Source organism: Luteimonas soli (genome assembly GCF_042648865.1).
Lineage (GTDB): Bacteria > Pseudomonadota > Gammaproteobacteria > Xanthomonadales > Xanthomonadaceae > Luteimonas > Luteimonas soli.
This window is the reverse complement of record NZ_JBHRYA010000009.1, coordinates 274,693-296,597: the sequence shown is the minus strand read 5'-3', so window position 1 is coordinate 296,597 and position 21,905 is coordinate 274,693. Positions and strand designations below refer to the sequence as shown.

Sequence of the window (21,905 nt, the reverse complement as noted above, 5' to 3'; positions counted from 1 at the left end):
CGCGGCCCGACCGCGGCATTGGTTTGTCGGACGCTCGAAACCCATCGAAAGGCTGCCATCCATGAAGCTCACTTCCGCACGCACAGGCCCACGCACAGGCGTGTTTCTGGCGATCTCGGCCCTGCTCGCGCCCGCCAGTGCGCTGGCCCAGGCACAGGCCGAACCGCAAGCACCCGCCACCGAACAGACGACCGCGCCGTCGTCGGCCACCGAACTCGACGCCGTCGAGGTGCGTGGCGAGTACATCCCCGAGCCGATGCTCGCCAGCCCGGCGATCATGACCCACGTGTCGAAGCAGGACCTCGAGCGCCAGGGCGACAGCACCGCCGCCGACGCCCTGACCCGCGTCGCCGGCATCAGCGTCAACCAGGGCAAGTACGTGTACGTGCGCGGTCTCAACGAACGCTATTCGTCTGCCCTGCTGAACAACTCGCCGCTGCCCAGCCCCGAGCCGCTCAAGCGCGTGGTGCCGCTGGACCTGTTCCCGACCAACGTGCTCGAGACCATCGAGGTGCAGAAGACCTACTCGGCGCGGATGCCGGGTGAGTTCGGCGGTGGCGTGATCAACCTGTCCAGCGCGGTGATCCCGGAGGAAGCCTTCCTCGATATCAAGATCGGCACCGGCGGCAACAGCGAAACCACGTTCCAGCCCGGCCTCACCCATTACGGCGGAGGCGATTCCGACCTGCTCGGCTACGACGACGGCACCCGCAAGATGTCGGCCGAACTCAAGGACGCGATCGCCACCGGCCACCGCATCACTCCCGGCCTGAACTTCACCAGCGACGAAGTCAAGAAGATCGCGCGCAGCTTCACCAACGCGCCACTGAACCTGCTGCAGACCACCGACAGCGTCAACCCGGACTTCAGCGCGCAGATCAGCACCGGCAACTCGTTCGGGATCGGCGAGGACTCCGTTCTGGGCATCGTCGCCACCGCCTCGATCCGCAACAGCTGGAAGACCCAGCTGGGCGTGCAGCAGGACGGCGCGGTCGAGAGCGGCGCGATGGCGGTGCAGAGCGACTACGAGTTCATGTCGACCACCAACAACGCGACCATCAACGGCCTGGTCGGCGCGAACCTGGGTTTCGGCGACCACAAGGTCGGCGTGATGACCATGTACGTGCACGACACCGACAAGGAAACCCGCAGCAGCGAGGGCTACAGCCTGCTGACCGGCGACAACGTCCGCGACGACACCACGCACTGGATCGAGCGCGAGATGATCAACACCCAGCTGACCGGCGAGCACGCCTTCGGCGAGTACCGCGACGTCCAGGTGGACTGGCGCGCCGGGCATTCACGCGCCAGCCGCAGCGCGCCCTACGAGAAGGGCTTCCGCTACCGTGAGGATGCGTACGGCTTCTGGGCGCATGACGCCTCGCAGGCACAGAACTACACCCGCTTCAGCCAGGTCGACGAGCGCGTCGACAATGCCGGTGTCGACGCCGCATGGCGCCTGCCGACCGAGATGGACCTCACGCTGAACTTCGGCGGTGCGTGGTCGGACACCGAGCGCAGTGCGGTCACGCGCGAGTTCCGCCTGCTCTCGCTGGGCAACCTGCCGTTCTACGAACGCTACCAGCGGCCGGACTACCTGCTCTCGGACTACAACATCAGCCAGGGCTACCTGACCCTGCGCGAGACCACCGGCGGCACCGGCGCGGCGGCTTACGATGCCTCGCTGGAAACCCGTGCGGCCTATGTTGAAGTCGAGTCGCAGCTGACCGGCACCGTGCGCGCCAGCCTGGGCGTGCGCTACGAGGACGCGACCCAGGAAGTGCAGCCGATCGACCTGTTCGGCGAAGGCCAGCCGCTGCCCACCGCCGCGCCGCTGGAGAACGACTACTTCCTGCCCGCGCTCACCCTGACCTGGAACTTCGCCGACAACCAGCAACTGCGCTTCGCCGCGTCGCAGACGATTGCCAGGCCGCAGTTCCGCGAACTGGCGCCGCAGCAGTACCTGGACCTGGACAACGACCGCCTGGTGATCGGCAACCCGTTCCTGGTCGACAGCGAGCTGCTCAACCTCGACGCGCGCTACGAGTGGTACTACGGCGCCGGCGAGTACTTCAGTGCCGGCGTGTTCTACAAGGACATCGACAAGCCGATCGAAGCGGTCCTCAACGGGCGTTCGGGTTCGAACTGGCAGCAGAGCTTCATCAACGCGCCCTCGGCGACGGTGATGGGCCTGGAGCTGGACTACCGCAGGTACTTCGACAGCCCCTTCAGCTGGACCGGCGACGGCCGCCTGTTCGTGGCCGCCAACTACACCTGGTCGGATTCCGAAGTGCAGGTCGACGAAGGCGACCTGGCGTACACGCTCGCCGGCAACGGCCGCCCGCAGGCCGCATCCGAGCTGGTCCAGGACGGCAGCCGCCTGCAGGGCCAGTCCGAGCACCTGGCCAACGTCCAGTTCGGCATCGAGAACCCGAACACCGGCAGCCAGGCGATCGTGATGGTCGGCTACGCAAGCGAGCGCATCAACGCCCGCGGCATCCGCGGTTTCGACCCGGCCACGGGCGACATCGTGGTGGTGCAGCCGGACTACCTGCAGGAGCCGGGCACGACGGTCGACCTGGTGCTCAAGAAGGGCTTCCGCATGTGGGACACGGACCTGACACTGAGCTTCGAGGCCCGCAACATCCTCGGCGAGGAGTACCGGGAGTACCAGGAGTACGGCGGCGGCCGCGCCGACGTCATGCGCTACGACCTGGGCACCACGTATTCGTTCGAGATCAGCGCCTCGTTCTGAGGCAGCGGTATCCGGCGCCGGAGCTTGGGGAAGTGTCCGGCGGCGGCAAGCCCGGCAGGGAAACCTGCCGGGCTTTCTTGTCTTCCCTTGCAGGGAATGATGTGGGCCCAAAAGCGGACGGATTGTTTGCGGACTTCGGAAAAAAAATGACATCCACGCCCGGGCTTCTTCATCGGATCAAGAGCTGATCGCCCGTGCTGGCTTCGGTGGGTCGCCATGCCCTGTCGCCTGGGAGCCGCTTTTCCCTCCGCAGGACATCCCCCGCCTTCGCGGGGGCAGGCTCTGTCCTGAGTCGGGCGCGCGCCATCCATGGCGCGCTTGTCGCGGCCCCCAGCCGCCAGGGCATGGCTCACCTGATCGTGAGCTTCATCCGCTTTGGCTTCAACAAATGTCGCGACAACGAATCGCCGAAGCGGCGTCACGGCCGGGGGGTGCGGAAAGCAGGCCATGGATGGCCTGCGGCGGCGAGTCAGGCATGGATGAGCGCGGGCTGCCTGCGCGGCATTGCCGCGCGCCCGTGCGAATGCCCGGCGCGCTGCGCCGGGCCGGGGGAACCGCGCAGCGGCGTCCTGACCGAGCCGAGGAGCCTCCCCCGGCCGGGACGCCGCTGCCTCCGAAGCCCGCGCCACCAATCGCTCCTTTTCACACGCGCAGTGACGCATACACATGAAGCCACCCGCCATGTGTCAACCGACATCGAACTGTCACGAATCCGTCTCATCCTGTGCGCATTCGTGGAATAGCCCTCCCTTTCGACCCTTCGGTTCGACCCTTCACTTCCTTGCACCGGATGAACGTCCGTACCCTGTCATTCGAACGCGACCGGCTTGCCGACTGGCGGCACTGGCTGCCCCCCGCGCTGGAGGTGGTCCTGGTCGTGCTGCTCGCCGCGCAGGCCGCGCGGCTGCTGTGGATGCTGCTGGTTCCCGTTGCGCCGATCGGCGTTGCCGCGGCGACGGTTCCGTTGCAGGCCTCGGCGCCGTCGCTGCCGTTGGTCGACCTGTTCTTCCGCAGTGCCAGCCACGCGGCCTCGCCCGGCAGCGGCGAAGCGCTCGGCTACAGCCTGCACGGCGTGCGCACAGACGGCACGGGCGGCTCGGCGATCCTCGAAAAGGACGGCCGCCAGACATCGTATGCCGTCGGGCGCGAGATCGCGCCCGGGATCCGGCTCGAAGCGGTGGGCGCCGACCATGCGGTCCTCGTGTCGGGTAGCGAACGCCATCGCCTGGAGCTGCCGCGCCACTCCACTGCGCGCACCGCACCGGGGCCGGCGGCGCGCTCGTCCAGGTCACGGGTGAAACCCGTCGCGCCCGCCCCGGCGTCGACACCCGGACCGGCGAACGCGAGCTCGTCGAAGACCGCAACGGTCAACCCGTCGTCCAGCAGCGCCGCTGCCGCGCAGCAGGAAGACGGCTACGCGATTCCTCCCGGCGAAGGCAACCCGTTGCTCCGTCTTGCCGGCCTGCAACCCGGCGACGTCGTGCTGTCAGTCAACGGACGCGCCGTCGATCCGGCCAGGCTCGGCGATCTCAAGCAGGCACTCGCCGGCCAGCCGCAGGCAACGATCCGCTACCGCCGCGGCGGTACGACCCACACCACTACAGTGAAGGCGCCGCAATGACCCTCCGTTCCATCGGCGCGTTGCTCGCCCTCGCCCTCGCCGCGTCGTTCGCGCCGTCCGCGCCAGCGCAACAGCAGCCCGCCGGCCAGGTCGCGCCCCAGGCGTTCAACGTCCGCGACGCCGACATCCGCGCCTTCATCGAGGACGTCGCCCGCGCCACCGGCACCACCTTCATCGTCGACCCGAGCGTGCAGGGCACGGTCAACTTCTCCAACGACGAGACGATGAACGAGTCGGAACTGCTCGGCGTGCTGCTGACCATCCTGCGCAGCAACGGCCTGGTCGCGGTGCCGGCCGGCAAGGCCACCTATCGCGTCGTCCCTGACGACACCGCCGCGCAGCAGGCACGCGGCACGCTGGGGTTCGCGACCGAGGTGATCCCCCTGCAACAGGTCGATGCGCGGATCGCCGCGGAAACGATCAAGCCGCTGGTCGGCCGCGGCGGCATCGTCGTCGCCACGCGCCATGGCAACAGCCTGCTGGTGGCCGACTACGCCGACAACCTGCGCCGCATCCGCGGGCTGATCTCGCAGATCGACCGCGACCGCGCCGACATCGACACCGTCACCCTGCGCAACAGCTCCGCGCGCGAGATCGCGGCCACCGTCAACGGCCTGTTCGCCACGGGCGGCGGCGAGGGCGGCAACGCCGCGCTGTCGATCCTGCCGGTCGAAAGCAGCAACTCGATCGTCGTGCGCGGCGACCCCGCGCTGATCCAGCGCGTGGTGCAGATGGTGCTCGAACTCGACCGCCGCGCCGAAAGCACCGGCGACGTGCGCGTGGTGATGCTCGAGCACGCCAGCGCCGAACAGCTGCTGCCGGTGCTGCAGCAGTTGGTCGGCCAGCCGCCGGATGCCGGCAGCGGCGACGCGCCCGTTTCCAGCGCCGTGTCGACCAGCGTCGATCCCAGCCAGGCGCAAGTCATCGCCGCCACGCCCGGCAAGCGCCCGACGATCGTGCGCGCGCCCGGCCAGAACGCGCTGATCATCAACGCCGACCCGGAAACCCAGCGCACCCTGGTCGACGTCATCCGCCAGCTCGACACCCGCCGCAAGCAGGTGCTGGTGGAAGCGATCGTGGTCGAGATCTCCGACGACGCGGCAAGCGAGCTGGGCGCGCAGATCGCGCTGGCCAACCGCGACGGCGTGCCGTTCGGCGTGAGCCAGTTTCCCAACGCATCGGGCCCCGGCATCAACGAGCTGGTCGGCGCCGGCCTGCTCGAGGACGACGACTCGGACCTGGCACAGGTCGCGCGCCGCGCGGCGCTGCAGTCGCTGCTGGGCCTGACCGGCGGCCTGGCCGGGATCGGCGGCAGCGCCGGCAACACCCTGTTCGGGCTGGTGATCAACGCGGTCAAGAGCGACACCGGCTCCAACCTGCTGTCGACGCCGTCGATCATGACGCTCGACAACGAGCCGGCGCGGATCCTGGTCGGCCAGGAAGTGCCGGTGACCTCGGGCGAGGTGCTCGGCGATTCCAACTCCAACCCGTTCCGCACCATCGAGCGCGAGGACGTCGGCATCAAGCTGGAAGTCACCCCGCAGATCAACGCCGGCGGCGGCATCACCCTGCAGCTGCGGCAGGAAGTGTCGTCGGTGGCTGGCCCGGTCTCGGCCGACTACAACGAGCTGATCATCAACAAGCGCGAGGTCGAGACGCGGGTGCTGGTCGACGACGGCGCGATCGTCGTGATCGGCGGCCTGCTCGACCAGGCCGAGCGCAGTTCCGTCGACAAGGTGCCGCTGCTGGGCGACATCCCGCTGCTGGGCAGCCTGTTCCGGTCAAAGGCGAAGTCGAAGGACAAGACCAACCTGATGGTCTTCATCCGCCCGACCATCGTCGGCGATCCGGCCGCCGCGCAGCGCGTGACCGCGCCGCGCTACGACTACATGCGCGACTCGCAGTTGCAGCTGCACGATTCGAAGCAGCGCGAAGCCGCACTCGACGCGCTGGTGCGCGACTACCTGCGCACGCACCCGCCGGTGGCGCCGCCGGCTCCTGCTCCTGCGCCTGCGCCCGCCCCTGCAGCGACCCTGCCCGCACCGGCCGTGGCCGAACCGCTGCCCAATCCGTGACCACTGCGGCGCCACCGCTGGCCTACGCCTTCGCCAAGCGCCACGGCGTGCTGGTGCTGGGCGAAGCGCCCGCGCCCGGCGACGCTGCGCAGGCCGACGCGCCGCTGCACGTCGGCCTGCGCGAAGACGCGGCGTCGACCGCGCTGGTGGAAGTGCGACGCGCGCTCGGCCGGCCGCTGCACGTGGAACGGCTGGCACGGGGCGCGTTCGACCGCCGGCTGTCGGAGATCTACGCCGACGCCGGCATCGACACCGGCGACGCGGTCGACCAGCTCGACGTGCACGGCAGCCTGGACGCGCTGGTCGAGGACATCCCGGCCACGGCCGACCTGCTCGAAAGCCAGGACGACGCGCCGATCATCCGCCTGATCAACGGCATCATCGCCGAGGGTGCGCGCCAGGGCGCGTCCGACATCCACATCGAACCGTCCGAGTCGACGCTGCGCGTGCGCCTGCGCGTCGACGGCGTGATGCGCGAGGCCGCCCGCCTGCCCGGGCGGATCGCGCCGCTGCTGGTGTCGCGCGTCAAGGTGATGGCGCGCCTGGACATCGCGGAAAAACGCATCCCGCAGGACGGGCGCATCTCGCTGGCGATGGGAGCGAAGGCGCTCGACGTGCGCGTGTCCACCCTGCCCGCGCGCGGCGGTGAGCGCGTGGTGCTGCGCATCCTCGACAAGGACCAGGGCGTGCTGGAGCTGGAGCAGCTGGCGATGCCCCAAGTCGTGCTGGCCGCGCTGCGCAAGGCGCTGCACGTGCCCAACGGCATCGTGCTGGTGACCGGCCCGACCGGCTCGGGCAAGACCACCACGCTGTACGCCGGGCTGGCCGCGCTCAACGACGGCAGCCGCACCATCCTCACCGTCGAGGACCCGGTGGAGTACGCGATCGAAGGCGTCGGCCAGGCCCAGGTCAACACCAAGGTCGGCATGACCTTCGCCGCAGGCCTGCGCGCGATCCTGCGCCAGGACCCGGACGTAGTGATGGTCGGCGAGATCCGCGACCCGGAGACCGCGCAGATCGCGGTGCAAGCCAGCCTCACCGGCCACCTGGTGCTGTCGACCGTGCACACCAACGATGCGGTCGGCGCGATCACGCGACTGCGCGACATGGGCATCGAACCGTTCCTGCTCGCCTCCACCGTGCGCCTGGTGCTGGCGCAGCGGCTGGTGCGGCGACTGTGCACGCAGTGCCGCGCGCCGCGCGAAACCGATGCGCGCGCGCGGCAGCTGATGGGCGACGGCTTCGATGGCCTGCTGTACCGCGCTGTCGGCTGCGCGCACTGCAACCACACCGGCTACGCCGGCCGTCTCGGCGTGTACGAGGCGATCACCATCGACGACCAGATGCGCCGCCTGATCGGCGACGACGCCAGCGAGGACGAGCTGGCCGCGGCCGCGTTCGCCCGCGCCGACCGGCTGGCGGCGTCGGCTCGTGCCGCGGTGGCGGCGGGCCTGACCACGCTGGAGGAAGCGCTGCGCGTCACCCGCCAGGACGATGGCCACGACGACGGCGCGCAGCAGTGCGCGGAGGGCCTCGGCGATGCCGGCGTTTGACTACGCCGCTCTCGACGAGCGTGGACAGACCCGCCACGGCCGCATCGACGCGGCCGATCCGGGCGCTGCGCGCAGCCAGCTCGAACGCCGGCGACTGGTGCCGGTGCGGCTCGATCCGGCCAGCGCGCGCACCGCGCCCCCGGCACGCAAGGACATCGGCGGCGCCTTCGACCGCTTCACCGCCAAGGACGTCGCCCTGGTCACGCGCCAGCTGGCGACCCTGGTCACCGCCGCGCCGCTCGAGGAAGCGCTGCGCACGATCGCCGCACAGGCCGAGAAGCGCGCGGTGCGCCGGGTGCTGGGCGGCGTGCACGCGCAGGTGCTCGAAGGCTTCCGCCTGTCCGACGCGATGGCGCGCCAGGGCAATGCGTTCCCGCCGCTGTACCGGGCGATGGTCGCCGCCGGCGAAGGCTCCGGCGCGCTGCCCGACATCCTCGAACGCCTGGCCGACCTGCTCGAACGCCAGCAGCAGGTGCGCGGAAAGCTGGTCGCGGCACTCGTCTATCCCGCTGCCCTGGCACTGACCGCGCTCGCCGTGGTGATCGCGCTGATGGCGTTCGTGGTGCCCAAGGTGGTGGACCAGTTCGACTCGATGGGCCGCGAACTGCCGACGCTGACGAAGATCGTGATCGGCCTGTCCGACCTGATGACGCGCTGGGGCCTTCCCGTGCTGGTGCTGCTGGCGGTCGGCGCGGTGGCCTTCGCTCGGCTGCTGCGGCGTCCGGAATTCCGCCTGCGTTTCGACGCCTTGGTGCTGCGCACGCCGCTGGTCGGGCGGCTGGTGCGCGACATGCATGCCGCGCAGCTGGCGCGCACGCTGTCGATCATGCTCGCCAGCGGGCTGCCGATGATGGAAGGCCTGGTGATCACCGCGCGCACCGTGCACAACCGCGTGCTGCGCGCGGCCACCGACACCATGGTCGCCTCGATCCGCGAAGGCGGCAGCCTGTCGAGCGCGATGCGGCGCGCCGCGGTATTCCCTCCCACGCTGCTGTACATGGCCGGCAGCGGCGAGAACAGCGGGCGCCTGGCGCCGATGCTCGAACGCGCCGCCGACTATCTCGAACGCGAGTTCAACACCTTCACCACGGCCACGATGAGCCTGCTTGAGCCGGTGATCATCGTCGCCATGGGCGGGGTCGTAGCCGTGATCGTGCTGTCGATCCTGCTGCCGATCCTGCAGTTCAACTCCCTCGTCCTTGGCTGAATCCCGGAAACACGCATGAACAAGCACACGCCCCGTTCCACCCGCGCCGCCGGCTTCACGCTGGTCGAACTCATGGTCGTGATCGTCATCATCGGCCTGCTCGCCACGGTGGTCATGATCAACGTGATGCCGAGCCAGGACCGCGCCATGGTCGAGAAGGCGCGCGCCGACGTGTCGACGCTGGAGCAGGCGGTGGAAACCTACCGCCTCGAGAACCTGGTCTATCCGCGCACCGACCAGGGCCTGGACGCGCTGCTGCGTGCGCCCGCCGGGCTGGCGCGACCGGAGCGCTACCGCAGCGGCGGCTACATCCGCCGCCTGCCGGCCGACCCTTGGGGCAACCCCTATCAGTACCGCCAACCGGGCGAGCGCGGCGCCTTCGACATCTTCTCGATGGGCGCCGACGGCGCCGTCGGCGGCGAAGGCGACAACGCCGATATCGGCAACTGGAACTGACGCGGCCACGCTCGTTCGCCGTGAACACACGTCTTCGCCATTGCAGCGTTCTGCCCGCTTGCCGTTCGAGTGCGATCGCGCGCACGCGGCCGGCGTCGCGCCTGCACGCATCCGCGACCGTGGCGATGCGCGACTGCCGCGGCTTCGGTCCGGCCACGCAGCATAGCTGCGCGGCGTTCAGCCGGCCTGGCGGCAGTGCCGCCAAAGCAGCCGGCTTCACCCTGGTCGAACTGATGGTGGTGCTGGTGATCGTCGGCCTGATGGGCGCGGCGGTCGTGCTCACCGCGCCGGACGATAGCCGCACGCTGGTGCGCGAAGCCGATACCTTCGCCGCGCGGCTCGTGCACGCGGGCGAGGAGGCCATCCTCACCGCGCGCGTGGTGCAGGTGACGGTGGATGCGCACGGCTATGCGTTCGCGCGCCAGAGCTTCGGCCAGTGGCAGGCGCTGGACGAAGGCCCGTTCGAACCGGTGGCCTGGGCCGAGGGCACGACGCCCATGCTCGACGGGCGGCAGGTGCAGGCCAGCTTCCGCTTCGAACCGACCGGCGGCAGCGCGGAGCAACGGGTGCTGCTGGCCCGCAACGGGCGGCAGGTCGAAGTGGCCGTGGGTGCGTCCGGCAAGGTGCGGGTCCATGTGCCGCGCTGACCGCAGCGCGCCCGCGCGCGGCTTCTCGCTGATCGAGATGCTGGTCGCGGTCGCCGTGCTCAGCCTGATCGCGCTGGCGCTGCTGAACCTGGCCGGCGAGAACACGCGTACCGCGCTGGTGGTCGAGGAGCGCGTGCTGGCCGGGATCGTGGCCGACAACCGTGCGGTCGAGGCGATGCTCGCCGCGCCGGGCGAGCTGTCGGCGCATGCCGAAGGCAGCGAGCCGGCTGGCGACCGCGAATGGCGCTGGAGCCGCAACGTCAGCTCGACCGACATGGACGCGATCGTGCGCGTCGACGTCACGGTGATGGCCCCCGGCGAGGAACGCATCGCCGCCGAGGCCAGCGTGTTCCGGAGCGCGCGATGAAGGCGCGCGGCTTCACGCTGGTGGAAATGCTGGTGGCGCTGCTGATCTTCGCCATGCTCTCGGCGGTGGGCGTCACGGTGATGGCCTATGCCGCCGACAACCAGGGCGTGGTGAAGGCGCGCATGGATCGCCTCGGCGAATTGCAAAGCGCCCGCGCGCTGCTCAAGGCCGACCTCGCGCAGGCCGCGGTACGGCGCGTGCGCGGGCGCGACGGCAGCCCCGCTCGCAACGCCTTCGTCGGCAGCACCTCGGGCGCGACGCGCGCGATGTCCGGCAACGAACCGCTGCTGGCGCTGGTGCGCCGCGGCTGGGTCAATCCGGACGCCGAGCCGCGCGCTTCGATGCAGTACGTCGAATACCGCCTGGTCGACGGCCAGCTCGAACGCAGCGTGCGCGAAGCGCTCGACGGCGCCGCGCCGGGCGAACCGCGGGTGATGCTGCGCGGCATCGAGTCGGCGACGATCGGCTACCACTACCGCGGCCAGTGGCTCGACGGCTGGCCGGGTGGCGCGAACGCGATGCCCGACGCGGTGCGCCTGCAGCTGCAGCTGGCCGGGCTCGGCCGCATCGAGCAGCTGTTCCTGCTTCCGGGGACGCGCACGTGAGCCGGCAACGCGCCAACCAGCGTGGCGTCGCCCTGCTGACGGTACTGCTGCTGGTCGCGGTGATGTCGGTGCTGGTGATGGGCATGCTCGACGACATCCGCTTCGGCCTGCGCCGCGCGTCCAACGCGCAGTCGATGGCGCAGGCGCAGTGGTACGCGCGGGGCGCCGAATCGCTGGCGATGGCGCAGATCGACCGGCTGTCCACGCACGCCGCCGCGCAGGCCGGGCTGGCCGACCTGGAACAGCGCCCGCTGGTGTTCCCGATCGAACACGGTTTGATCCGCGCGCGCCTGTCCGATTCGACCGCCTGCTTCAACCTCAACAGCGTGGTCGAAGGCACCGGCGAGCTGTGGCAGCGGCGCGAGTCCGGCAGTCGCCAGTTCGCCGCGCTGCTGCGCGCGCTCGACGTGCCGCAAGTGCAGGCCGACGGCCTTGTCGACAGCCTGGTCGACTGGATCGACTTCGACCAGGCGCCTGGCCCCGCCGGGGCCGAGGACGCCAGCTACCAGGTGCGCAGCCCCGCCTACCGCACCGGCGGCGAGCTGCTGGCCGAGGTCACCGAGCTGCGCGCGATTTCCGGCTTCGACGACGCGATCTACCGACGCCTGCGTCCTCACGTCTGCGCGCTGCCCACCGCCGAGTTGTCGCCGATCAACCTCAACGCTCTGGGCGAAGACGACGCGGTGCTGCTGACCATGCTCACCGATGGCGAACTCGCGCCCGAGGCCGCACTGCGACTGCTGCGTGCACGGCCGGATGGTGGCTGGAGCGAGCTGCCCGCCTTCTGGGCCCAGCCGGCGCTGGCCGGGATTACGCCTTCGGAAAGCGTGCGCGGCCAGGTCAGGCTGCGCAGCCGCTACTTCGCGCTGCAGGCGGAAGTCGAATACGCAGGCGCGCAGGCCGTGACCAGCGCGCTGTTCGAGAATGACGCCGGCGCCACGCACCTTGTCTCGCGCCGCCTGGCGCCGCTGGAATGAACGTTTCTTCGGTCCGCAACGCAATGAGTACTTCGCTCCAGCTGCTACTGCTCCCGGAACGCACCGACGCGGCGGCCGTCCGCCTGCAGGTCGACGCGGGCGGACGGATCCTCGCACGCGAGACGATCACGACCGATGACGCATCGACCGTCACCGCCGGACACGACGCCGCGCGCCAGGTGCTGGCCGTTCCTGGCAGCGACTGCCTGGCACTGTGGCTGCGCTTGCCGGCGCGCAACCCGGTGCAGGCGCTGGCGGCGGCGCGCGTGCTGGTCGACGGCCACGTCGCCGCACCTGCCGGCGCGCTGCACCTGGCCATCGCCGCGCCGTCGGCGGCGGACGAAGAGCGGCTGGTGGTCGCGGTCGAACCCGCGCGGATGCAGGACTGGCTCGACCGCGCCGCGGCGCTGGGCATGAGCCCCGACGTCGTGGTGCCGATGCCGCTGCTGCTGCCAGCGCCCGACGCCACCGACGGCGCCGATGACGTGGTTGCGGGCAACTTCGACGGCCAGGCACTGGTCCGCGGCGCGCAACTTGCGTTCGCCGGAGAACCCGGACTTGCCGCGCACGTGATCGGCGAACGAACGGTGCGCACACTCGACCACGCCGCCACCGAGGCCGCACTCGCCGCCGGCGCGCTGTCGCCCCCCATCGATCTGCTGCAATACGAATTCGCCCGCACCGCGCCGCGCCGCGAAGGCTGGTCGGCATGGCGCCGCGCGACGATCCTCGCCGGCGTGCTGGCCGCCACGCCGCTGGTGCTGCTGGCCGCGCAGGTGCTGCAGTACGAACTCTCCGCCCGCGACCTGCAGGCGCAGGCCCACGCGCAGGCCCGCACCGTGCTTCCGCAACTGGCCGACGAAACCGACCCACTGCCCGCGATCCGCGCGCAGCTGTCCGGCCTGCAGGCCGGCGACCGCTTCGGCCATGCCGTCGGCGCGTTGCTGTCGGCGGTGGCATCGGCCAAGGGCGCCGAACTCGACGCCCTCGCCTACGCCGACGGCATCGTGCAGGCAACGCTGGTCGTGGATGCACCCGCGAGGCTCGAACATGTCCGCGCCGCGCTCGCTGCCGCCGGGCTGGAAATGACCGCCACCGGCAGCCAGGGCGCGGGTGGCCGCCTGCGCCACGACATCACCATCGGGCCGGGCACATGAACGCGCATCCGCAGGGCACGCTGTCGAAGATCGGCGCTTGGTGGCAGGCACTCGCGCCGCGCGAACGCGCGATGCTGGGCGCGATGTTCATCGCCATCGGCGCCTTCGCATTGTGGCTCGGCGCGATCCGGCCGCTGCAGCACGCGCGCGACGCGGCGATCGATCGTTACGATCGCGCGGCGGCAGACTTGCAGGAAGTCGGAGCCGCTGTCGACGCGATCGCGGAGCTGCGCACGCAGCGCCCGACGCCACCACCGGGCGACGCTTTCGCCGACACCATCCTCGAGGCCGCGGCCGCCGCGCGCGTGCCGGTCGCGCGCCAGCGCGGCGACGACGCCGGCGGGCTGGAAATCGGCATCGATGCCGTCGCAGCGCCTGCCCTGCTGGGCTGGCTGGAAGGGCTGCGCCAGCGCCACGGCATCGCGCCGTCCATGCTCGACATCACCGAATACAATGGGCAGCTGCGCGTGCAGGCGAGATTCGCAGCGCCCGCAACACCATGAGCCGCCGCGCCCTGGTCGTCGTGTTCGTGCTGGCGCTGCCCGTGCTGCTGGCAGCAACGCTGCCGCTGCGGGCGGTCATCGCGATGGGCTCGGGCGACACGTTCGAAAGCATCGGCCTGTCGGCGGTCGAAGCATCTGGGCCCGCATGGTCGGGCCAGCTGAGAGCGGTGCGATGGCGCGGCGTTGCGCATGGCGACGTTGCAGTGTCGTTGCGCCCGCTGGCGCTGCTGGCCGGCACGCGGCGCGTGCACCTGGCCGCGCGCGGCCTTTCCATCGACTTGCTGCAAGGCCGGCGCAGCGGTTTCGAAAGCGCCAGCGGGCAGCTGGACATGTCCGTCCGCCGGCCGCTTGCAGCCACCGTGCAACTTTCGCTCGCCGGCGCCAGCCTCGTGTTCATCGACGGCCGGTGCCACGAAGCCGGCGGCGCGGTCACCGCGCAGCTCACGGGAATGCCCGGATCGCCGCTGCAGCTGGAAGGGACCGTGCGCTGCGACGGTGCCCGCGGCAGGCTCGCCCTCGAGACGGTCGAGCCGGCAACCCTGCCGGTCGAAACGGACCTCGTCATCGACGCACGGGGCGGCGTCGAGCTCGAATCGCGCGTGCGCCCGCCCGACGAGGCGTCGTCGCTGGCCCTGCAGGCGGCCGGGTTCCGGTCCACACCGGACGGCCTGGTGCGCGCGGACAGCTGGCGCCTTGCCGATTGACGGGGTTCCTGGCCGGCTTACGGGCAGTCACATATCTGACATCCGGCATTCAAATGGTCACATGAGTGTCATCGAATCATCATAGTCTGCGCGCACTTCCCCTGTAGCAGACCCCAATGAAACTCCGAGCAGACCGTCTTGCGTTCGCCCTTCTCCTCACCAGCCTTGCCCCCCTGGCCCACGCCGGCGTCGTGATCGACACGGTCGGCGGCTCCGAGGTTTCCATCGAGGGCCTCATCCAGGCCGACGGCAACTGGTTCAACAGCGACCTGGCCGATCTGAACGGCATCGGTGCCAATGGCGACGACAGCGAGTTCGAGCTGCGTCGCGCCGAGTTCGTGCTCAAGGGCAAGGGCCCGGGCAATCTCGACTGGGTGGTCGGCTACGACGCCAAGGCCGACAAGTTCCTCGACACCAACGTCAGGTACACGTTCGGCGGTGGCAGCCAGTACCTGCAGGTCGGCCAGTTCAAGCAACCCAACAGCCTGGAAGAGCTGTCCTCGACCAAGAACAACGACTTCATCTCCAAGTCCATGGCGACCAACACCTATGCGGTGGCGCGCCGCCTTGGCGTCGGTTACGGCTACGGCAACGACAGCTGGAGCGTGGCGGCCAGCTGGTTCGGCCGCGAACTCACGCGCAACCTCGCGCACGGCAGCGGCTACGGCCTGCGTGGCACCTGGGCGCCGGTCAACGACAAGGGCAACATCCTGCATTTCGGCCTGGCATACGTGAACCATGACACCGACGCCGATACGTTCCGCCTGCGCGCGCGTCCGGATGCCGATCTCGCGGCCGTGCGCCTGGTCGATACCGGCAGCATGACCGACACCGACCGCGTCGCCACCACCAGCCTCGAAGGGCTGTGGGTCCACGGTCCGTTCAAGCTGCAGGGCGAGTACTACACCAGCGACATCGAGCGCCTGGCCAACCGCGACTACACCAGCACCGCCGCCTACGTGCAGGGGCTGTGGAACGTCACCGGCGAGACCTGGGGCTACAAGGGTGGCGTGCCGACCACGGCCAAGCCCGCCCGGCCCGGCAGCGGCATGTGGCAGCTGGGCCTGCGCTACGACACCATCGACCTCGATGACGGCGCGGTGGAAGGCGGCAGGATGGACACCTGGACCGCCGGCGTGAACTGGTACTGGCGCTCGAACTTCAAGTTCATGCTGAACTACGTGAAGGTCGACAGCGAGCGCCAGGGGCTGGACGACGATCCGAGCATCGTCGAGGCGCGCGCGCAGTTCTACTGGTAACCAGCGGATCCAGGCATCGGGGCTGCGCTGGCACGCAGCTCCATCTCCGGGCGGCGGCATTACCTTCCCGCAACACCGCCGCTGTCACCGGCAACCGGAGATCAAGAGCCGTCGGGGACGTAACCCCGACCTACGCAGTTTCAACCGAGGCGACGAAGGCCACGCCAAGGTGAGCCGTGTCCTGGCGGGCGGGGGCCGCGACAAGCGCGCCATGGATGGCGCGCGCCCTCGTCAGGACATGGATGTCCTGCCGAGGGAAAAGCTGCTCCCGGCCGACAGGACACGGCGACCCACCGGAGCCCGCATGAGCGGCCGCTCGGTCGCCCGCCCCCTCAGATGGGTGAAGGACCGTTTTATTGGCTCCCCTGCCCACGGATGCACGGCCAAGTCGACCACGCAGGCTCCGGCGGGACGCCGTGTCCGAAGCCCCGCGCCATGGCCTTCCCCGCGCCCCGCGCTCCTGCCTGGCCCTGAACGGCTGTCTTTTCGAGCCCTCGCGTCCCCGCAGGCCCGATCGCGACAAACTGTCATCGGGATGTAACAAAAACATCATTTCATGTGCGGACCCCAAGCAGGCGCGCCGCGCCACCCCATCGGAGCCCACATGAACACGTCCACCTTCCGCACCACCGCGCTCGCGCTGTCCACGTTGCTGTTCGTCGCGGCGTGCCAGCCGTCGGGCAACCAGGCGCAGACCGGCGAAGCCAACGCTCCGGGCGCAAACGCACCCGCCGATGCCGGCGACAAGATCGCGGCCAACATCACCGGCGCAGGCGCGACGTTCATCTTCCCGCTGATCTCCAAGTGGTCGGCCGACTACAACGCCGCCACCGGCAACAAGGTCAACTACCAGTCGATCGGCTCGGGCGGCGGCATCGCCCAGATCAAGGCCGGCACGGTGGACTTCGGCTCGTCCGACGCGCCGCTGTCGAGCGAGGAACTGGCCGAGGCCGGCCTGCTGCAGTTCCCGTCGGTGATCGGCGGCGTGGTGCCGGTCGTCAACGTCGAAGGCATCGAGGCCGGCGAACTGAAGCTCACCGGCCCGCTGCTGGCCGACATCTACCTGGGCAAGGTCAAGACCTGGAACGACCCGGCGATCGCCGCGGTCAACCCGGGCGTCGAACTGCCGGCCACCAAGATCAACCTGGTGCAGCGTTCGGACGGTTCGGGTACCACCTTCAACTTCACCAACTACCTGACCAAGGTCAGCCCGGCGTGGAAGGACGCGGTCGGCGAAGGCAAGTCGGTGCAGTGGCCCGACGGCGTCGGCGGCAAGGGCAACGAGGGCGTGGCGTCGTATGTGCAGCAGATCGACGGCTCGATCGGCTACGTCGAGCTGGCCTACGCGCTGCAGAACAAGATGGCCTACGCGATGATGCGCAACGCCGCCGGCAACTTCGTCGCCCCGAGCGCCGAGGCCTTCGCGGCGGCCGCCGCGACCGCCGACTGGACCAGCGTGCAGGACTTCAACCTGGTCATCACCAACGCCCCCGGCGAGCAGGCGTGGCCGATCACCGCCACCAACTTCATCCTGATGTACGAACAGCCAGCCGACCCGAAGCGCAGCGCAGCGGCCCGCGAGTTCTTCACCTGGGCGCTGGAGAACGGTGGGCAGCAGGCCGCGGAGCTCGACTACGTGCCGCTGCCGCCGGAACTGGTGGGCCAGATCGAGCAGTACTGGGCGGCCGAGTTCAAGACCGCCCAGTAACCTGCTCTGAAGCCCTCCCCTTCAAGGGGAGGGTTTGGGAGGGGATGGTTTTCCCACCCGCCGCGACAGCGCCCGAATACCCCCAAACCCATCCCCATCCTGGCCTTCCCCTTGAAGGGGAAGGAACAAAGAGCAAATGACCACCATCGCCCTCCCCGCCACGCGAGACCACAAGGACGCCCGCAACGACCGGCTGTTCCGTTACGCCCTGGTCGCCACCGTGGTGTTCGTGCTGCTGGCGCTGGCAGGCGCGGCGCTGTCGATGCTGTGGGGTGGCCGCCACGCACTCGAGGCTTCGGGCCTCGACTTCTTCTTCACCGCCGACTGGAACCCGGTCGAGAACCGCTACGGCGCGCTGGTGCCGATCTACGGCACCGTGGTCACCGCGATCATCGCGATGGTCATCGCGATCCCGGTCAGCTTCGGCATCGCCTTCTTCCTGACCGAGGTCGCGCCGCGCTGGTTGCGCGGGCCGGTCGGCACCGCGATCGAACTGCTGGCCGGCATCCCGTCGATCATCTACGGCATGTGGGGCCTGTTCGTGCTGGTGCCGGTGATGACCACGCATGTCACGCCCTGGGCCAACGAGCACCTGGGCACGCTGCCGCTGGTCGGCAAGCTGTTCCAGGGGCCACCGATCGGCATCGGCATGCTCACCGCCGGCATCGTGCTGGCGATCATGGTCATCCCCTTCATCTCCTCGGTGATGCGCGAGGTGTTCCTGACCGTGCCCACCCGGCTCAAGGAATCGGCCTACGCGCTCGGCTCGACGAAGTGGGAAGTCAGCTGGGACATCGTGCTGCCCTACACCCGCTCGGCGGTGATCGGCGGCATCTTCCTCGGCCTCGGCCGCGCGCTCGGCGAGACCATGGCGGTCGCCTTCGTGATCGGCAACTCGACCCGCTTCACCGCGTCCCTGCTGGAGCCGGGCACCACCATCGCCGCGCTGATCGCCAACGACTTCGGCGAGGCGACCGAGACCTACCGCTCGGCGTTGCTGCTGCTCGGCTTCGTGCTGTTCATCGTGACCTTCATCGTGCTCGCGATCGCACGCCTGATGCTCGGCCACCTGTCGCGCAGGGAGGGCAACTGATGGCCGCCGTCGCGGACAGCGCCACCTTGCGCACCGCCGACGCGCTGTACCGTCGGCGCAAGATCACCAACGCCGTGTCGCTGGTGCTCGCGTGCCTGGCGGCCGGGCTTGGCCTGCTGTTCCTGGGCTGGATCCTGTGGACGCTGGTGGCCAAGGGCATCGGCGGCATCGACCTGGCGCTGTTCACGCAGGACACGCCGCCGCCGATGAGCGCGGGCGGCCTGCGCAATGCCTTCTTCGGCAGCGCGGTGATGTGCCTGATGGCGATCGGCATCGGCACGCCGCTGGGCATCGCCGCCGGTACCTGGCTGGCCGAGTACGGCGCGGCCAGCAAGATCGGCACCGTGGTGCGCTTCGTCAACGACATCCTGCTGTCGGCGCCGTCGATCGTGCTCGGCCTGTTCGTGTACACGCTGCTGGTGATGCAGGCCGGCGGCAACTTTTCTGCGGTCGCAGGCGCGGTGTCGCTGGCTTTCATCGTGCTGCCGGTGGTGCTGCGCACCACCGACGAGATGCTGCGGCTGGTGCCCGCGCAGATGCGCGAGGCGGCGCTGTCGCTGGGCGTGCCGCAGTGGAAGGTGATCGTGCAGGTGATGTATCGATCGGCGATGCCGGGCATCGTCACCGGCATCCTGCTCGCTCTTGCCAGGATCAGCGGCGAGACCGCGCCGCTGCTGTTCACCGCCTTCGGCAACCAGTACTGGAGCGCCGACGTCACCGGCCCGATGGCGAGCGTGCCGGTGGTGATGTACCAGTTCGCCGGCAGCCCGTACACGTGGTGGCAGGATATCGCCTGGGCCGGGGCGCTGGTGCTGACCGGTTTCGTGCTGCTGATCAGCCTGGCGGCGCGCGCGATCGTCTCGCGCAAGCGGGTGAGCCATGACTGAGCTGGCTTCCCGCGTCGCCACCCCCTCCTCCATTCCCATTCGGGCCACGCCCATGAACGACGTCCCCCTTCCCCGCGTCGCGCCAACCGGCCGGCCCATCGAGGCCGCCGCGCCCGCAAAGCTGGCGGCCCGCGGACTCGACTTCCATTACGACCGCTTCCACGCGCTCAAGGGCATCGACCTCGATATCCCGGAGAAGCAGGTCACCGCGCTGATCGGGCCCTCGGGCTGCGGCAAGTCGACCCTGCTGCGCGTGTTCAACCGGATCTACGCGCTGTATCCCAAGCAGGTCGCATCCGGCCAGGTGCTGCTGGACGGCGAGGACATCCTCGACCCCAGGTATCCGATGAACCGGCTGCGCAGCAAGGTCGGCATGGTGTTCCAGAAGCCGGTGCCGTTCCCGATGACGATCTTCGAGAACATCGCCTATGCCATCCGCCACCACGAGAAGCTGTCGAAGGCGGAGATGAACGTCCGCGTCGAGCATGCGCTGCGCCAGGCGGCGCTGTGGGACGAGGTCAAGGACAAGCTCGGCCAGAGCGCGCTGGGCCTGTCCGGCGGCCAGCAGCAGCGGCTGTGCATCGCGCGCGCCGTGGCGCTGCGGCCGGACGTGCTGCTGCTCGACGAGCCGACCTCGGCGCTGGACCCGATTTCCACCAGCCGCATCGAGCAGCTGGTCGAGGAGCTGAAGGTCGACTACACCATCGCCATCGTCACCCACAACATGCAGCAGGCCGCGCGCGTGTCCGACTTCACCGCCTTCATGTACCTGGGCGACCTGGTCGAGCACGGCCCGACCGAGACGATCTTCTCGAACCCGGCGAAGCAGCAGACCGAGGATTACATTACGGGGCGGTTTGGGTGAGGGATGCGCACATCGGACGCCTTCAGGGCGTCCGATGCATCCCGAACGCCCGGCCATGAATGGCCGGGCCGGGCGACCCGGCGCCCGCACTCCCTCGCCAGGGATGGCAGCGACACCCCATCGAACGAAACGCGACCCAGGACACGCCATGACCACCCAACCCCACAGCCACATCGTCAAGAGCCACGACGAAGAACGCAATCGCGTCATCAGCGAGATCCTGCGGATGGGTGGCATGGCGGCCGCGCAGCTGGAGGCGGCGCTGGACGTTCTCGAACGGCGCGACGACAAGGCCGCCGAGCGGATCATCGGCAACGACGAGGAGATCGACAAGCTCGAGCGCGAGATCAGCCAGGACGCGATGACGCTGGCGCTGCGCGGCCCGCTGGCGCGCGACCTGCGCGAGATCCTCGCGACCCTGCGCATCGTTTCGGACATCGAGCGCATCGGCGACTACGCAGCCAACGCGGCCAAGCGATCGATCGCCCTGAACACCCTCCCGCCATTGCCGCACACGCGCGGGCTGCGCGGACTTGGCACGCTGGCCGTGCAGCAGCTGCGCGACGTGCTGGAGGCCTATCGCGACAACGATCCCGACGCCGCGCAGCGCGTCCGCGCGCGTGATGCCGAACTCGACATGGCCTACACCAGCCTGTTCCGCGAGCTGCTGACCTACATGATGGAAGACGCGCGCGCGATCACGCCGTGCACGCACCTGCTGTTCATCGCCAAGAACCTCGAACGCGTCGGCGACCACGTCACCAACATCGCCGAGAACATCTGGTTCCAGGTCCACGCCGACGCGCCGCTGCCGCCGCGCGAAAAGCGCGACGAGACCAATACCGCGACCTGACGCACCGCACTTGCACGGCCCGGCAAGCGCACCGGGCCGCGCCTGCGGGCGAAAGCCCTGAATGCGGGCAGGAAGACAGCCGGCCAGGGCAATTCCACATGTCGGCCGGCGCGGTACCATCGCCTCTCCATACCCGGGCTCCCGCCCGCCCCCAGGAGAGAAGCCATGACCCAGAACAGGAAACCCGTCGCCCTCGCCATCGGCGCCACGCTCGCCGGTGGGCTGATGCTGTCCGGATCGGCGTTCGCATCCACCCCGCTCGCCCAGGGCTACCTGCTCGGCGCGCAGGAAGCCGGCAGCGCCGACAAGGCCAGGGAAGGATCCTGCGGCGCCGACAAGGCGAAGGAAGGCAAGTGCGGCGTCGCCGCGATGGATTCGGACAAGGACGGCAAGGTCTCGCGCGCCGAGTTCGCCGCCGCGCACGCCGACAAGGCCGGCAAGTTCGACGAGATCGACACCAACAAGGACGGCTTCATGGACGCCGAAGAAGGCAAGGCGCACCACGAAGGCCGCTGCGGCTCGGACAAGAAGGCCGACGGCGCGAAATCCGCCGACAAGACCGGCATGGAAGGCAAGTGCGGCGAGGGCAAGTGCGGCGGAATGTGATGCCAGC

20 protein-coding genes are annotated in these 21,905 nt (G+C 69.6%); all 20 read left to right on the top strand.

The features are described from left to right. The first annotated feature begins 61 nt into the window (after window positions 1–61). The 20 genes from ACFONC_RS14185 to ACFONC_RS14090 all read left to right on the top strand — a co-directional run bounded on the left by ACFONC_RS14185 (window position 62) and on the right by ACFONC_RS14090 (window position 21,898). The gene (locus tag ACFONC_RS14185) at window positions 62–2,755 is read left to right on the top strand and encodes a TonB-dependent receptor domain-containing protein (protein ID WP_386745121.1); all 2,694 of its coding nucleotides are present in this window, start codon (window positions 62–64) and stop codon (window positions 2,753–2,755) included. A 790-nt stretch (window positions 2,756–3,545) separates the two neighbouring features. After that, window positions 3,546–4,376: a type II secretion system protein N gene (locus ACFONC_RS14180; protein WP_386745119.1), complete on the top strand. Its 831-nt coding sequence runs from the start codon at window positions 3,546–3,548 to the stop codon at window positions 4,374–4,376. After that, window positions 4,373–6,451, top strand: coding sequence for a type II secretion system secretin GspD (gene gspD / locus ACFONC_RS14175; protein ID WP_386745117.1), 2,079 nt, complete (start codon window positions 4,373–4,375; stop codon window positions 6,449–6,451). Before ACFONC_RS14180 ends, gspD begins: the two co-directional genes overlap by 4 nt. Then, window positions 6,448–8,004 (top strand): type II secretion system ATPase GspE, encoded by a 1,557-nt coding sequence (gspE, locus tag ACFONC_RS14170; protein WP_386745115.1) that lies wholly within the window; start codon window positions 6,448–6,450, stop codon window positions 8,002–8,004. Before gspD ends, gspE begins: the two co-directional genes overlap by 4 nt. Further along, window positions 7,991–9,211, top strand: coding sequence for a type II secretion system inner membrane protein GspF (gene gspF, locus ACFONC_RS14165; RefSeq protein WP_386745114.1), 1,221 nt, complete (start codon window positions 7,991–7,993; stop codon window positions 9,209–9,211). The genes gspE and gspF overlap by 14 nt, the downstream gene beginning before the upstream one ends. A 15-nt stretch (window positions 9,212–9,226) precedes the next feature. After that, the gene (gspG, locus tag ACFONC_RS14160) at window positions 9,227–9,667 is read left to right on the top strand and encodes a type II secretion system major pseudopilin GspG (protein WP_386745112.1); all 441 of its coding nucleotides are present in this window, start codon (window positions 9,227–9,229) and stop codon (window positions 9,665–9,667) included. Between the two features lie 125 nt (window positions 9,668–9,792). Continuing rightward, a complete protein-coding gene (locus ACFONC_RS14155; protein ID WP_386745110.1) occupies window positions 9,793–10,314 on the top strand; it encodes a GspH/FimT family pseudopilin in 522 nt (173 codons plus the stop codon). Then, the gene (gene gspI / locus ACFONC_RS14150; RefSeq protein WP_386745108.1) at window positions 10,301–10,681 is read left to right on the top strand and encodes a type II secretion system minor pseudopilin GspI; all 381 of its coding nucleotides are present in this window, start codon (window positions 10,301–10,303) and stop codon (window positions 10,679–10,681) included. Before ACFONC_RS14155 ends, gspI begins: the two co-directional genes overlap by 14 nt. Then, window positions 10,678–11,286 (top strand): type II secretion system minor pseudopilin GspJ, encoded by a 609-nt coding sequence (gspJ, locus tag ACFONC_RS14145; protein WP_386745106.1) that lies wholly within the window; start codon window positions 10,678–10,680, stop codon window positions 11,284–11,286. The genes gspI and gspJ overlap by 4 nt, the downstream gene beginning before the upstream one ends. After that, window positions 11,283–12,263, top strand: coding sequence for a type II secretion system minor pseudopilin GspK (gspK, locus tag ACFONC_RS14140; RefSeq protein ID WP_386745104.1), 981 nt, complete (start codon window positions 11,283–11,285; stop codon window positions 12,261–12,263). The genes gspJ and gspK overlap by 4 nt, the downstream gene beginning before the upstream one ends. 23 nt (window positions 12,264–12,286) lie before the next feature. After that, window positions 12,287–13,420 (top strand): type II secretion system protein GspL, encoded by a 1,134-nt coding sequence (gene gspL / locus ACFONC_RS14135; RefSeq protein ID WP_386745102.1) that lies wholly within the window; start codon window positions 12,287–12,289, stop codon window positions 13,418–13,420. Next, window positions 13,417–13,923, top strand: a complete 507-nt coding sequence (gene gspM / locus ACFONC_RS14130) for a type II secretion system protein GspM (protein WP_386745100.1) — start codon at window positions 13,417–13,419, stop codon at window positions 13,921–13,923. Before gspL ends, gspM begins: the two co-directional genes overlap by 4 nt. Beyond that, complete coding sequence (gspN, locus tag ACFONC_RS14125) at window positions 13,920–14,627, top strand: type II secretion system protein N (protein ID WP_386745098.1); 708 nt, start codon at window positions 13,920–13,922, stop codon at window positions 14,625–14,627. Before gspM ends, gspN begins: the two co-directional genes overlap by 4 nt. A gap of 116 nt (window positions 14,628–14,743) precedes the next feature. After that, the gene (locus ACFONC_RS14120; RefSeq protein WP_386745096.1) at window positions 14,744–15,886 is read left to right on the top strand and encodes an OprO/OprP family phosphate-selective porin; all 1,143 of its coding nucleotides are present in this window, start codon (window positions 14,744–14,746) and stop codon (window positions 15,884–15,886) included. Window positions 15,887–16,490: 604 nt separating this feature from the next. Continuing rightward, window positions 16,491–17,594 carry a phosphate ABC transporter substrate-binding protein PstS gene (gene pstS / locus ACFONC_RS14115; RefSeq protein ID WP_386745095.1) on the top strand — a complete coding sequence of 368 codons (1,104 nt, stop codon included), beginning with the start codon at window positions 16,491–16,493 and terminating at the stop codon, window positions 17,592–17,594. 136 nt (window positions 17,595–17,730) lie between these two features. Continuing rightward, window positions 17,731–18,687 carry a phosphate ABC transporter permease subunit PstC gene (pstC, locus tag ACFONC_RS14110; protein ID WP_386745093.1) on the top strand — a complete coding sequence of 319 codons (957 nt, stop codon included), beginning with the start codon at window positions 17,731–17,733 and terminating at the stop codon, window positions 18,685–18,687. Further along, window positions 18,687–19,574, top strand: coding sequence for a phosphate ABC transporter permease PstA (gene pstA / locus ACFONC_RS14105; protein WP_386745091.1), 888 nt, complete (start codon window positions 18,687–18,689; stop codon window positions 19,572–19,574). Before pstC ends, pstA begins: the two co-directional genes overlap by 1 nt. Before the next feature lie 52 nt (window positions 19,575–19,626). Further along, entirely contained in the window at window positions 19,627–20,439 is an 813-nt protein-coding gene (gene pstB / locus ACFONC_RS14100; RefSeq protein ID WP_386745089.1) for a phosphate ABC transporter ATP-binding protein PstB, read from the top strand. A gap of 148 nt (window positions 20,440–20,587) precedes the next feature. Further along, the gene (gene phoU, locus ACFONC_RS14095) at window positions 20,588–21,292 is read left to right on the top strand and encodes a phosphate signaling complex protein PhoU (RefSeq protein ID WP_386745087.1); all 705 of its coding nucleotides are present in this window, start codon (window positions 20,588–20,590) and stop codon (window positions 21,290–21,292) included. A 165-nt stretch (window positions 21,293–21,457) separates the two neighbouring features. After that, window positions 21,458–21,898, top strand: a complete 441-nt coding sequence (locus ACFONC_RS14090) for a hypothetical protein (RefSeq protein WP_386745086.1) — start codon at window positions 21,458–21,460, stop codon at window positions 21,896–21,898. The last annotated feature ends 7 nt before the right edge of the window (window positions 21,899–21,905 follow it).

What these genes read in the sequence shown, in the direction of transcription:
- ACFONC_RS14185 (WP_386745121.1), top strand. Translation starts at nt 62, where the DNA reads ATGAAGCTCACTTCCGCACGCACAGGCCCACGCACAGGCGTGTTTCTG.
- ACFONC_RS14180 (WP_386745119.1), top strand. Translation starts at nt 3,546, where the DNA reads ATGAACGTCCGTACCCTGTCATTCGAACGCGACCGGCTTGCCGACTGG.
- gspD (WP_386745117.1), top strand. Translation starts at nt 4,373, where the DNA reads ATGACCCTCCGTTCCATCGGCGCGTTGCTCGCCCTCGCCCTCGCCGCG.
- gspF (WP_386745114.1), top strand. Translation starts at nt 7,991, where the DNA reads ATGCCGGCGTTTGACTACGCCGCTCTCGACGAGCGTGGACAGACCCGC.
- gspG (WP_386745112.1), top strand. Translation starts at nt 9,227, where the DNA reads ATGAACAAGCACACGCCCCGTTCCACCCGCGCCGCCGGCTTCACGCTG.
- ACFONC_RS14155 (WP_386745110.1), top strand. Translation starts at nt 9,793, where the DNA reads ATGCGCGACTGCCGCGGCTTCGGTCCGGCCACGCAGCATAGCTGCGCG.
- gspI (WP_386745108.1), top strand. Translation starts at nt 10,301, where the DNA reads ATGTGCCGCGCTGACCGCAGCGCGCCCGCGCGCGGCTTCTCGCTGATC.
- gspJ (WP_386745106.1), top strand. Translation starts at nt 10,678, where the DNA reads ATGAAGGCGCGCGGCTTCACGCTGGTGGAAATGCTGGTGGCGCTGCTG.
- gspL (WP_386745102.1), top strand. Translation starts at nt 12,287, where the DNA reads ATGAGTACTTCGCTCCAGCTGCTACTGCTCCCGGAACGCACCGACGCG.
- gspM (WP_386745100.1), top strand. Translation starts at nt 13,417, where the DNA reads ATGAACGCGCATCCGCAGGGCACGCTGTCGAAGATCGGCGCTTGGTGG.
- gspN (WP_386745098.1), top strand. Translation starts at nt 13,920, where the DNA reads ATGAGCCGCCGCGCCCTGGTCGTCGTGTTCGTGCTGGCGCTGCCCGTG.
- ACFONC_RS14120 (WP_386745096.1), top strand. Translation starts at nt 14,744, where the DNA reads ATGAAACTCCGAGCAGACCGTCTTGCGTTCGCCCTTCTCCTCACCAGC.
- pstS (WP_386745095.1), top strand. Translation starts at nt 16,491, where the DNA reads ATGAACACGTCCACCTTCCGCACCACCGCGCTCGCGCTGTCCACGTTG.
- pstC (WP_386745093.1), top strand. Translation starts at nt 17,731, where the DNA reads ATGACCACCATCGCCCTCCCCGCCACGCGAGACCACAAGGACGCCCGC.
- pstA (WP_386745091.1), top strand. Translation starts at nt 18,687, where the DNA reads ATGGCCGCCGTCGCGGACAGCGCCACCTTGCGCACCGCCGACGCGCTG.
- pstB (WP_386745089.1), top strand. Translation starts at nt 19,627, where the DNA reads ATGAACGACGTCCCCCTTCCCCGCGTCGCGCCAACCGGCCGGCCCATC.
- phoU (WP_386745087.1), top strand. Translation starts at nt 20,588, where the DNA reads ATGACCACCCAACCCCACAGCCACATCGTCAAGAGCCACGACGAAGAA.
- ACFONC_RS14090 (WP_386745086.1), top strand. Translation starts at nt 21,458, where the DNA reads ATGACCCAGAACAGGAAACCCGTCGCCCTCGCCATCGGCGCCACGCTC.